We start from the raw sequence: 11,644 nt of genomic DNA on the forward strand, positions 1-11,644 counted from the left end.
GTGGACATCGACATGAGTGCCCTTCGGCTCTTGGTACGGGAGAAGGAGATCTCCCTCGACCTGCTGGTCGAGGCGATCGAATCGGCCCTCCTCATCGCCTACCACCGCACCGAGGGAAGCCGCCGCCACGCGCGCGTGGAGCTCGACCGGGAATCCGGACATGTGACGGTGTGGGCGAAGGAGGACCCCGAGGACCTCGAAGAGGGCCAGGAGGCCCGCGCGTTCGACGACACCCCGTCCGACTTCGGCCGCATCGCGGCCACCACGGCCAAGCAGGTCATCCTGCAGCGCCTGCGCGACGCCGAGGACGACGTGACGCTCGGCGAGTACGCCGGCCGCGAGGGCGACATCGTCACCGGCGTGGTCCAGCAGGGTCGCGACCCGAAGAACGTCCTGGTCGACATCGGCAAGCTGGAGGCCATCCTGCCGGTGCAGGAGCAGGTGCCGGGCGAGACCTACCCGCACGGCATGCGGCTGCGCAGTTACGTCGTCCGGGTGGCGAAGGGCGTGCGCGGCCCGTCGGTCACCCTGTCGCGTACGCACCCCGGCCTGGTGAAGAAGCTCTTCGCCCTGGAGGTGCCGGAGATCGCCGACGGCTCGGTGGAGATCTCCGCCATCGCCCGTGAGGCCGGTCACCGTACGAAGATCGCCGTCCGCTCCACCCGGTCCGGGCTGAACGCCAAGGGTGCCTGCATCGGCCCCATGGGCGGCCGCGTGCGCAACGTCATGGGCGAGCTGAGCGGCGAGAAGATCGACATCGTCGACTGGTCGGACGACCCGGCCGAGATGGTGGCGAACGCGCTGTCGCCGGCCCGTGTCTCCAAGGTCGAGGTGGTGGATCTGGCCGCCCGGTCCGCCCGGGTGACGGTGCCGGACTACCAGCTGTCGCTGGCGATCGGCAAGGAGGGGCAGAACGCCCGCCTGGCCGCCCGCCTGACCGGCTGGCGGATCGACATCCGGCCGGACACGGAACAGCCCGGGGAATAGATCCGAGCCTCCGCCTGCTGAGATCACGACAGTCTTGCCGGCGGCATCTGTTCGATTCTTGCCCCAAAGGGGTGAGGTCGGTCCGGGGAGGTAGACTGAGGAGTGTCTGGCCGGACACCTATCCGCGCATGCCCCGAGCGAACCTGCGTGGGCTGCCGGGAGCGAGCGGTCAAGGAAGAGCTGCTGCGGATCGTGGCGATCGAGGACGCGTGCGTCCCGGATCCACGCGGTACGCTGCCCGGCCGGGGTGCTTATGTGCACCCCGTCCCGGTCTGTCTTGACCAGGCGGTGCGCCGGAGGGCGTTTCCGCGGGCGCTCCGCGTCCCGGGACCGCTCGACGTAAAGGCGTTGCGCCACTACGTCGAGCAGGCACAGGGTTGTGAGAGCAATCCGTAAGAAGACATGCCGTGCGGAACCCCCCGTACGGTCTGGTACCTCGCGAGTCGAAAGCAGGTCGAGATTGCGATGAGCACTCGATGAGTACGCGATGAGTACGCCCATGAACTAGCGACGGTCCGGACGCAACCCGGACCTCAGAGGAGCGAAGTGGCTAAGGTCCGGGTCTACGAACTCGCCAAGGAGTTCGGTGTGGAGAGCAAGGTCGTCATGGCCAAGCTCCAGGAACTCGGTGAATTCGTCCGTTCGGCGTCTTCAACGATTGAAGCGCCCGTAGTACGCAAGCTGACCGACGCCTTCCAGCAGGGCGGGGGCAACGGCAAGTCCGCCGCGAAGCCCGGCGCCCCCCGGAAGGCGGCCCCCAGGCCCGCCGCGCCCTCGCCGGCGCAGGCCGCGGGAGCCCCCCAGGCCGCCAAGGCGGAGGGGCAGCGTCCTGCCGCCCCGAGGCCGCCGGCCGCGCCCAAGCCCGCCGCGGCCCAGCCGTCGGCGGCTCCGTCGGCGCCCTCTCCGGCCACCCCCGGTCCCCGTCCGACGCCGGGCCCGCGGCCCGCGCCGCGTCCGGCACCGGCGGCTCCGGAGTTCCAGGCCCCGCCGGCCGCGCAGGCTCCCTCCCCGGCTCCGTCCGGGCCGAAGCCCGCCGCACGTCCCGGCGCCCCCAAGCCCGGTGGTCGCCCCGGCGGCCAGGGCCAGGGTGGCCAGGGTGGCCAGGGCGGACGTCCGGCCGGTCAGGGTCAGCGCCCCGGTGGCGGCGGTCAGCGTCCGGGTGGACGCCCGGCCGGTCCGCGTCCGGGTAACAACCCCTTCACCTCCGGTGGCTCCACCGGTATGGCCCGCCCGCAGGCGCCCCGCCCACAGGGCGCGCGTCCCGGCGGTCCCGGCGGTCCCGGTGCCCCCGGCGCCGGTCCCCGTCCCCAGGCCCCCGGTGGCCAGGGTGGCGGCGGTCCCCGTCCGCAGGCTCCGGGCGGGCCGCGTCCCACCCCGGGCTCGATGCCGCGTCCGCAGGGCGGCCCCCGTCCCGGCGGCGGCCCCGGCGGCCCGCGTCCGAACCCCGGCATGATGCCGCAGCGTCCGGCTGCCGGTCCCCGTCCCGGCGGTGGCCCCGGCGGTCGCGGTCCGGCCGGTGCCGGTCGTCCCGGCGGCGCTCGTCCCGGTGGCGGCGGCGGCTTCGCCGGTCGTCCGGGCGGCGGCGGTGGCGGCGCTCGTCCCGGTGGCGGCGGCGGCTTCGCCGGTCGTCCCGGTGGCGGTGGCGGCTTCGCCGGCGGCGGTGGCCGTCCCGGCTTCGGTGGCCGTCCCGGCGGTCCCGGTGGCCGCGGTGGCACGCAGGGAGCCTTCGGGCGTCCCGGCGGTCCGGCCCGTCGTGGCCGCAAGTCGAAGCGGCAGAGGCGCCAGGAGTACGAGGCCATGCAGGCCCCGTCGGTCGGCGGCGTGATGCTGCCTCGCGGCAACGGCGAGAGCATTCGCCTGTCGCGCGGTGCGTCGCTCACCGACTTCGCGGAGAAGATCAACGCCAACCCGGCGTCGCTCGTCGCGGTCATGATGAACCTCGGCGAGATGGTCACCGCGACCCAGTCCGTCTCCGACGAGACGCTCCAGCTCCTCGCCGACGAGATGAACTACACGATTCAGATCGTCAGCCCGGAGGAGGAGGACCGCGAGCTGCTCGAGTCCTTCGACCTGGAGTTCGGCGAGGACGAGGGCTCCGAGGAGGACCTGGTCGTCCGTCCGCCGGTGGTCACCGTCATGGGTCACGTCGACCACGGCAAGACCCGCCTGCTCGACGCCATCCGCAAGACCAACGTCGCCTCGGGCGAGGCCGGCGGCATCACCCAGCACATCGGTGCCTACCAGGTCACGACCGAGGTCAACGAAGAGGATCGCCGGATCACCTTCATCGACACCCCGGGTCACGAGGCGTTCACCGCCATGCGTGCCCGTGGTGCGAAGTCGACCGACATCGCGATCCTGGTCGTCGCGGCCAACGACGGCGTCATGCCGCAGACGGTCGAGGCGCTCAACCACGCCAAGGCGGCCGACGTCCCGATCGTCGTCGCGGTCAACAAGATCGACGTCGAGGGTGCGGACCCGACCAAGGTGCGCGGTCAGCTGACCGAGTACGGCCTGGTGGCCGAGGAGTACGGCGGCGACACCATGTTCGTCGACATCTCCGCCAAGCAGGGTCTGCACATCGACAGCCTCCTGGAGGCCGTCGTCCTCACCGCCGACGCCTCGCTCGACCTGCGGGCCAACCCGGCTCAGGACGCGCAGGGCATCTCGATCGAGTCCCGGCTCGACCGCGGCCGCGGTGCCGTGGCGACCGTCCTCGTCCAGCGAGGCACCCTGCGGGTCGGCGACACGATGGTGGTGGGCGACGCCTACGGCCGCGTGCGCGCCATGCTCGACGACAACGGCAACAACGTCGCCGAGGCCGGCCCGTCGACGCCGGTCCAGGTCCTGGGCCTGACCAACGTCCCGGGTGCGGGCGACAACTTCATCGTCGTCGACGAGGACCGTACGGCCCGTCAGATCGCCGAGAAGCGCGCCGCCCGTGAGCGCAACGCCGCGTTCGCCAAGCGCACGCGCCGCGTGTCGCTGGAGGACCTGGACAAGGTGCTCAAGGCCGGCGAGGTCCAGCAGCTGAACCTGATCATCAAGGGTGACGCGTCCGGATCGGTCGAGGCTCTCGAGTCCTCGCTGCTCCAGCTGGACGTCGGCGAAGAGGTCGACATCCGCGTCCTGCACCGCGGCGTCGGTGCGGTCACGGAGTCCGACATCGACCTGGCGATGGGCTCGGACGCCATCGTGATCGGCTTCAACGTGCGCGCCGCCGGGCGGGCACAGCAGATGGCCGAGCGCGAAGGCGTGGACGTCCGGTACTACTCGGTCATCTACCAGGCGATCGAGGAGATCGAGGCGGCCCTCAAGGGCATGCTCAAGCCGGAGTACGAAGAGGTCGAGCTCGGCACGGCGGAGATCCGCGAGGTCTTCCGCTCGTCCAAGCTGGGCAACATCGCGGGTGTTCTCATCCGCTCCGGCGAGGTCAAGCGCAACACCAAGGCGCGCCTCATCCGCGACGGCAAGGTCATCGCGGAGAACCTCAACATCGACGGTCTGCGTCGCTTCAAGGACGACGTCACCGAGATCCGCGAAGGCTTCGAGGGCGGTATCAACCTCGGAAACTTCAACGACATCAAGGTCGACGACGTCATCGCGACGTACGAGATGCGCGAGAAGCCGCGGGCGTAACACCCCACGGTGCACACCGGCCGGCGGGCCCCTGGAGACATGGTCCCGCCGGCCGGTCCGTGTGTCCGGGGGCCTAGTGCCCCAACAGGCAACGTTCGTCCCGTCGTGACGCCCGGTGCGCTCCCCAAGCTCTTCGAGCAGGGGGGACCCCCACTCGCCGCACCGCCCGAAAGCCCAAGTACGTCCAGTACGGGGACTTCCGGGCGGCACACCGAGAGCACGCACCGGACGCCGCTCCTTGACGGGCGAACGTTGCCTGCCGGGGCACTGGAGCCACGGAGCGCAATATCCGTCGATCGGACTCGCTCCTTCGTTGTACGGTTCTGATGTCCCCGCCCACCACGGACGGTGGGGACGTCGATCCCGTACCGGCGGGTTAACCGGTTGTACATGTATGTGGGGACGCTGTCCTTCGACCTCCTCCTCGGCGACGTTCGCTCGCTGAAGGAGAAGCGCTCCGTCGTCCGCCCGATCGTCGCCGAGCTCCAGCGGAAGTACGCGGTGAGCGCGGCCGAGGTGGATCACATGGACCTCTATCGCAGGGCCGTCATCGGCCTGGCGGTGGTGTCCGGCGACGCGGCGCACCTGACCGACGTACTGGACCGGTGCGAACGGCTGGTCGCCGGGCGCCCCGAGGTGGAGCTGCTGTCCGTCAGGCGGCGCTTCCACGGCGAGGACGACTGACGGATCCAGGCTCCGGGAACCCGGAGTTCCGAGCACTCAGACAGGAAAGAACGGGAGACGGACCAGTGGCCGACAACGCGCGGGCGAAAAGGCTGGCGGACCTCATCCGAGAGGTGGTGGCCCAGAAGCTGCAGCGCGGGATCAAGGACCCGCGGCTCGGCACCCACATCACCATCACGGACACCCGGGTCACGGGTGACCTGCGGGAGGCAACCGTCTTCTACACGGTGTACGGGGACGAGGAGGAGCGCGCGGCCGCGGCGGCCGGCCTGGAGAGCGCCAAGGGCATCCTGCGCTCCGAGGTGGGCCGGGCGGCGGGTGTGAAGTTCACGCCGACCCTGGCGTTCGTCATGGACGCGCTCCCGGACACCGCGCGCAACATCGAGGACCTCCTCGACAAGGCGCGCCAGTCCGACGCCAAGGTGCGCGAGGCGTCCGCGGGCGCCACGTACGCGGGCGGGGCCGACCCGTACCGCAAGCCCGAGGACGAGACGGACGACACCGCCGAATGACCCAGAAGCACACCACGCCCGACGGCCTTGTCATCGTCGACAAGCCGTCGGGCTTCACCTCGCACGACGTGGTCGCCAAGATGCGCGGCATCGCCCGCACCCGGCGCGTCGGCCACGCCGGCACCCTCGACCCCATGGCGACGGGCGTCCTCGTCCTCGGCGTCGAGAAGGCGACCAAACTCCTCGGCCACCTCGCGCTGACCGAGAAGGAGTACCTGGGCACCGTCCGGCTCGGGCAGAACACCCTCACGGACGACGCCGAGGGCGAGATCACCTCGTCCACCGACGCCTCCGGGGTCACCCGCGAGGGCATCGACGCCGGCGTCGCCGAGCTGACCGGCGCCATCATGCAGGTGCCGTCCAAGGTCAGCGCCATCAAGATCGACGGTGTGCGCTCCTACAAACGGGCCCGGGAGGGCGAGGAGTTCGACATCCCCGCCCGGCCGGTCACCGTCTCCTCGTTCACCGTGCACGACGTCCGGCCGGCCGTCGCCGAGGACGGCACCCCGGTGCTCGACCTGGTGGTCTCCGTCGTCTGCTCCTCCGGTACGTACATCCGTGCCCTCGCCCGTGACCTGGGCGCCGGCCTGGGCGTGGGCGGCCACCTCACGGTGCTGCGCCGCACCCGTGTCGGTCCGTACAAGCTGGACGCGGCCCGCACCCTCGAGCAGCACCAGCAGGAGCTGACCGTGCTGCCGATCGCCGAGGCCGCGGCCGTGGCCTTCCCGCGCTGGGACGTCGACGTCCGACGCGCCCGGCTGCTCACCAACGGTGTGCGCCTGGAGATGCCCGAGGAGTACGCGGGAGCCGGTCCGGTGGCCGTCTTCGGCCCCGAGGGCCGGTTCCTCGCCCTCGTCGAGCAGCACAGGGGCAAGGCCAAGAGCCTGGCCGTCTTCAACTGACGCCGGGACGGACGGCCGACGGTGTGTTCCCGCCGTGGAGCGGCGTCACGGGGATGGACATGCCGCCGCTCCACGGCCCCCCTCGGTTCCCCCCACCCCAAGGGTCTATCCATCCGGGCCCGTTCATTCACCCGTAAGTGCGGGCGCTCGGAGTGAACCAGGGGAGTGGAAGGGGGCGCGTTCGTCGAGTGAGCTGCCCCGCTGATCATTCCGGCCTTACTGTCGAGATCATCGAGGTCGATCGAGGTCATCGAGATCACCGAGAACACGGCAGGGCGAGGGCACGGCACAAAGGCACGGCGGGGAGGCTCGACGATGACGTCGCGCAACGGTCCGGTGGGGCGGGAGCCCGTCCGGACGGCGGGGGAGCACTCACCCGGCGACGTCCTCGTCCGCGTCCACGACCTCGCCGGCCGTCCGCGCGGTCTCGGTTTCCCCGCCGACCACCGCGGCACCCTGATCACCAGCCACGAGGCCGTCGACGGCCTGCCCCGCCTCGTTCTGCACGCCCCCGGCGACCGCCACCGCGTGGTGAGCGCCGACGCCGTCACCCCGCTGCCCGAACTCGGCCTCGCCCTCGTCCGCTGCGAGGGGCTCGGTGCCGCTCCACTGCCCGTCGCCACGCGGCACCGCGTCGAGAGCGGCACCTATGTGCGGATCGCCGCCGGATGCTGGCGCGAGGCACGTGTACTGGGCACGGCCCCCGTGACGTACACGGCCGCCGACCGCTGCCACCCCCTCGACGACGCGCTGGAGCTCGCCATCGGCACCACCGGCCGCGACGCCCTGCGTCCCGGCGGCGGAGCGGCCGGCGGTCCGGTGCTCGACGCCGCCACCGGCGCCGTGCTCGGCGTTCTCGGCACGGCCCTCCGGTCCGACGGCCGCGACGTCGGCTTCGCCGTGCCGCTCCGCCCCGCTCGGGGCCCGCTCGCCGAACTGCTCGCCGAGAACGCGGCGACGGTCCCGGCGTACGGCGCCGACCTCAATGTCGCCGGCGTCCTGGAACTCACCGCCACCTCGGTCGGGCAGGACGGCCCGTCGGGCGCCCTCGCCCCCGGAGGCGTGGTGCCGGTGGAGCGGGCGGCCACGACCGCGGAGTTCGCCGCGTTCGAGCGCGGACGGGCCGCGGTGCTCGGTCTCGTCGGCCCGCCCGGCAGCGGCCGTACGACGGAACTCGCGGCGCTCGCCGCCCGCCGCCACCGCGCCGGACTGCCCACACTGTGGCTGCGCGGCGCCGATCTGCGGGACGACGACCTCTCCGTCGCGAACGCGGCCCACCGCGCACTCGACCGGGCCGCCCGCATCGTGGCCGCCTCCCGCACCCCGTTCCCGGGCGGCCCCGAAGGCCTCGGCGACACCGGCCCGGGACGCCTCGCCGCGCTGGCCGGCACCGCCGGCCGCCCCCTGCTGGTCCTGCTCGACGGCCCGGAGGAGATGCCGCCCGTCCTGGCCGACCGCCTCGCCCGGTGGACCGACGGGACGGCGCGCTGGCTGCGGCGGACGGGCGCGCGGCTGGTGGTGGGGTGCCGCGCGGAGTACTGGGAGAGCGCGGGCGCGCTCCTCCCCGCGGACCTGCTGCACCGGAGCGGACAGGGAGGCGCACAGCGAGGTGAGCGCCAGGGTGAACACCAGGACGAAGCCACCGCCGCAGACCTCCCCGCGTGCGTGCGCCTCGGTGACCTGACCGCCGAGGAGGCCATCCACGCGCGTGCCCGTTACGGCATCCCGGAGGGCTCCCCGGCCGACTCCCGGCACCCGCTGACCCTCCGGCTGCTCTCGGAGATCCGGGCCGCCCTCGCCGACGCCCCTCAGGCCCCGGACGCCCGCGCCGACCGCCACGACGTCCTCTCCGCCCACCTGGACCTGATGTGCCTGCGCGTGGCCGTGCGCCTCGCCGTCGAGAGCGGGCTGCGCGGCACCGCCGTACGACGGCTGGCCGCCAGGGTCTCCGGGCAGGTGCACGAGGCCGCCCGGCGCAGCCTCGGCCCCGGGCAGGGCGAGCTGGACCGGGCGGCGTTCGAGGCGGTGTTCCCGTGGGGGCCCGCCCCGGCCCGGCTCGGGGGTGGCACCGGCTGGGCCTCCGCCGTGCTAGCCGAGGGCATCCTCGTGCCGGCCGGGACCGGCTACCGCTTCGCCCACGAGGAGCTCGCCGACTGGCTCCACGGCACCCACCTCGACCTGGACGCGGCCCTGCGCGCCCTGGTCCACGACCATCGCCACCACGACCACGGTCACGCCACCCGCCCCGGCGCCGACCGCCTCCCCGTCCCGCACCACCGGATCGGCCCCGTCGTCCAGGCCATGCTGCTGCTCGCCCGTCACCACGGCCCCGGCCCGCTCGCCTCCCGGCTGGCGGACCTGGTGCACGCCCTCGACGCCGACCCCGGCTCCTGGTGGGCCGCCCGGCTGCTCACCGAGACCCTCGCACGCGTGCCCGACGCGACGCCCTACGCCGAGGTGCTCCGGCTGCTGGCCGACCGGGTCGTGGCCTGGCGGCAGCAGCGGCGGAGGACGCCGAGGGAGCTGGGACCGGCCTTCTGGACGGCTCTCCCGCTGCCCCTGGAGACCGGCTTCGAGCTGCTGCGCCGCCTCGTCCACGCCGACGGCCCCCCGGGCGAGACCGGCCCCCGCTTCCTGGACGCCGCCGCCCGCCTGTTCACCGCCGACCCCGTCGCCGTACTCCCGCACCTCGTACGGTGGTTCGAGGACGAGCGGCCGCTGCCCGCCACCCCGCACGCGACCGTCGCCACGGCGGCGCAGGCACTGCTGCACACCCACCGGCACCGCGCCCCGGACACTCTCACCGAGGCGCTCGCCGACAGCGCGCACCGGCGGGCCGGGCAACTGCTCACCGCGCTGGCCGAGGAGGACCCCTCGGCGGTGTGCAGGGCCGTCGACCGGTGGGCGCGCGACGAGCGGCCCGCACGCCGCGCGGCAGCCGTGGCGTACGGACTGCGGGCCGCACCGCACGCCCGTGACGTGACCGACCGCACCCTGCTGCGGTACGCGGCCCTCGCCCTGCTGGTGCGCCCCGCCGACCGGCACCTGCACGGCGGCGCGCTCGCCCTCCTCGTCCAGGACCCGAGCAGCAGGGACCGCCACCTCCCGCAGGCCCTGGAACACTTCACGGCCGGCGACCCGCACCTCCCGCCGAGCGCGCTGACCGGCGCCCTGGCCACCCACCCGGAGCCCGTCCTCGAGGCCTTCCGCGCGAGGCTCGCACACGCGGACGCGCGCGAGACGCTGCACACCCTCGCCGACGCCACCACGCCCGCCCTGGCCCCCCGCGTCGCCGCGCTCCTGCGGACGGGGGTGGAACAGCGGCCGGACCTCGCGGGCGAGCTGGCCGCGTACGCGGGCCGGCGCCTGGCCCAGGAGCCGGCCGACCACGACGTACTCCTGCCGTTGCTCACCGGCCTGCTGGAGGGCGGCCCGCAGCCGTTGCGGGCCGCCCTCGCCGGTGTCCTCGCCGAGCCCGGCACCCCCGCCTCCCGGCCCCTGCGCCGCGAACTGCTGGATCCGCTCCTCACCCGCGCACCCGACCCCGCCGTCCTGGCCGCGGTGCTGGGCGCCGCGGCCCGCTGCTCCGGCGCCACCGCCCGTGAGCTCGTCCACCGCACCGGTCTGCTCCTCGCCCGCACCCCCGACGGCGCCGCCCACTTCGACAGCGGCCTGGTCGACCTGGGGCGGCGGGTGCCGGGCTTCGCCGCCGCCCTGGCCCACTGGCTGGCGGACGCGCCCCAGGAGTGGGCCGCCGTGGTGGGCCCCGGCACCCGCCGGACGATCGAGAACCTGGCGGGCGCAGGCATCCCCGCCTGAGCCGCGGTCGGCCGTGCCGGTCGGTGGACCCCGTCACAGCACCCATGCCGATGCGGGCCGACGGCAATCGGCATGGCACCCTTAGACCTGCGCGGAAGAAGTCCACGGACTCGGCTCGACAAGGTTTCGACAAGGAGCAGGCACAGTGCAGCGCTGGCGTGGCTTGGAGGACATCCCCCAGGACTGGGGGCGCAGCGTCGTCACCATCGGCTCCTACGACGGAGTCCATCGCGGACACCAGTTGATCATCCGGCATGCCGTGGACCGCGCCCGGGAGCTGGGCGTCCCCGCGGTCGTCGTCACCTTCGACCCGCACCCCAGCGAGGTGGTCCGCCCCGGCAGCCACCCGCCGCTGCTCTCCCCGCACCACCGCCGCGCCGAGCTCGTGGCCGAGCTGGGGGTGGACGCGGTCCTGATCCTCCCGTTCACCACGGAGTTCTCGAAGCTGTCACCGGCCGAATTCGTGGGGAAGGTCCTGGTCGACAGGCTGCACGCCAAAGCGGTCGTCGAGGGCCCCAACTTCCGCTTCGGCCACCGGGCCGCGGGCACCGTGGAATTCCTCGCGGAGCAGGGCAAGGTCTACGACTTCGAGGTCGAGGTCGTCGACCTGTACGTCACCGGCGAGGCGGGTGGCGGTGAGCCGTTCTCATCCACGCTCACCCGCCGCCTGATCGCCGAGGGCGACGTCGAGGGCGCCGCCGAGATCCTGGGCCGCCCGCACCGGGTGGAGGGCGTGGTCGTCCGCGGTGCCCAGCGCGGTCGCGAACTGGGCTTCCCCACGGCCAACGTCGAGACGCTCCCGCACACCGCGATCCCCGCCGACGGCGTCTACGCGGGCTGGCTGCACGCCCAGGGCGAGGCCATGCCGGCCGCGATCTCCGTCGGCACCAACCCGCAGTTCGACGGCACCGAGCGCACGGTCGAGGCCTACGCCATCGACCGCGTCGGCCTGGACCTCTACGGCCTCCACGTCTCCGTCGACTTCCTCGCCTTCGTCCGCGGCCAGGCCAGGTTCGACACCCTGGAGGACCTGATGGAGCAGATGGCCGCGGACGTCAGGCGCTGCACGGGCCTGGTGGCCGCAGCCGGGAAGGCGTAGCC

The 11,644-nt window shown here is 73.4% G+C and carries 8 protein-coding genes; all 8 read left to right on the forward strand.

All coding sequences use genetic code 11. The annotated features are described in order from the left end of the window. The 8 genes from nusA to ACVW19_RS24725 all read left to right on the forward strand — a co-directional run bounded on the left by nusA (window position 1) and on the right by ACVW19_RS24725 (window position 11,642). A complete protein-coding gene (nusA, locus tag ACVW19_RS24690; protein ID WP_457461839.1) occupies window positions 1-987 on the forward strand; it encodes a transcription termination factor NusA in 987 nt (328 codons plus the stop codon). 102 nt (window positions 988-1,089) lie between these two features. Beyond that, window positions 1,090-1,383: a YlxR family protein gene (locus tag ACVW19_RS24695; RefSeq protein WP_363043942.1), complete on the forward strand. Its 294-nt coding sequence runs from the start codon at window positions 1,090-1,092 to the stop codon at window positions 1,381-1,383. Between the two features lie 150 nt (window positions 1,384-1,533). Continuing rightward, the gene (gene infB, locus ACVW19_RS24700) at window positions 1,534-4,626 is read left to right on the forward strand and encodes a translation initiation factor IF-2 (RefSeq protein WP_457461840.1); all 3,093 of its coding nucleotides are present in this window, start codon (window positions 1,534-1,536) and stop codon (window positions 4,624-4,626) included. Window positions 4,627-5,016: 390 nt separating this feature from the next. Beyond that, window positions 5,017-5,310: a DUF503 domain-containing protein gene (locus ACVW19_RS24705; RefSeq protein WP_109377392.1), complete on the forward strand. Its 294-nt coding sequence runs from the start codon at window positions 5,017-5,019 to the stop codon at window positions 5,308-5,310. Between the two features lie 65 nt (window positions 5,311-5,375). After that, the gene (gene rbfA / locus ACVW19_RS24710) at window positions 5,376-5,822 is read left to right on the forward strand and encodes a 30S ribosome-binding factor RbfA (protein ID WP_457461842.1); all 447 of its coding nucleotides are present in this window, start codon (window positions 5,376-5,378) and stop codon (window positions 5,820-5,822) included. After that, the gene (truB, locus tag ACVW19_RS24715) at window positions 5,819-6,724 is read left to right on the forward strand and encodes a tRNA pseudouridine(55) synthase TruB (protein WP_457461843.1); all 906 of its coding nucleotides are present in this window, start codon (window positions 5,819-5,821) and stop codon (window positions 6,722-6,724) included. The genes rbfA and truB overlap by 4 nt, the downstream gene beginning before the upstream one ends. Window positions 6,725-7,039: 315 nt before the next feature. Beyond that, window positions 7,040-10,543 carry a trypsin-like peptidase domain-containing protein gene (locus ACVW19_RS24720; RefSeq protein WP_457461845.1) on the forward strand — a complete coding sequence of 1,168 codons (3,504 nt, stop codon included), beginning with the start codon at window positions 7,040-7,042 and terminating at the stop codon, window positions 10,541-10,543. Between the two features lie 145 nt (window positions 10,544-10,688). Then, window positions 10,689-11,642 carry a bifunctional riboflavin kinase/FAD synthetase gene (locus ACVW19_RS24725; RefSeq protein ID WP_457461847.1) on the forward strand — a complete coding sequence of 318 codons (954 nt, stop codon included), beginning with the start codon at window positions 10,689-10,691 and terminating at the stop codon, window positions 11,640-11,642. Window positions 11,643-11,644: the final 2 nt, after the last annotated feature.

This window comes from Streptomyces sp. TE5632 (assembly GCF_054061295.1).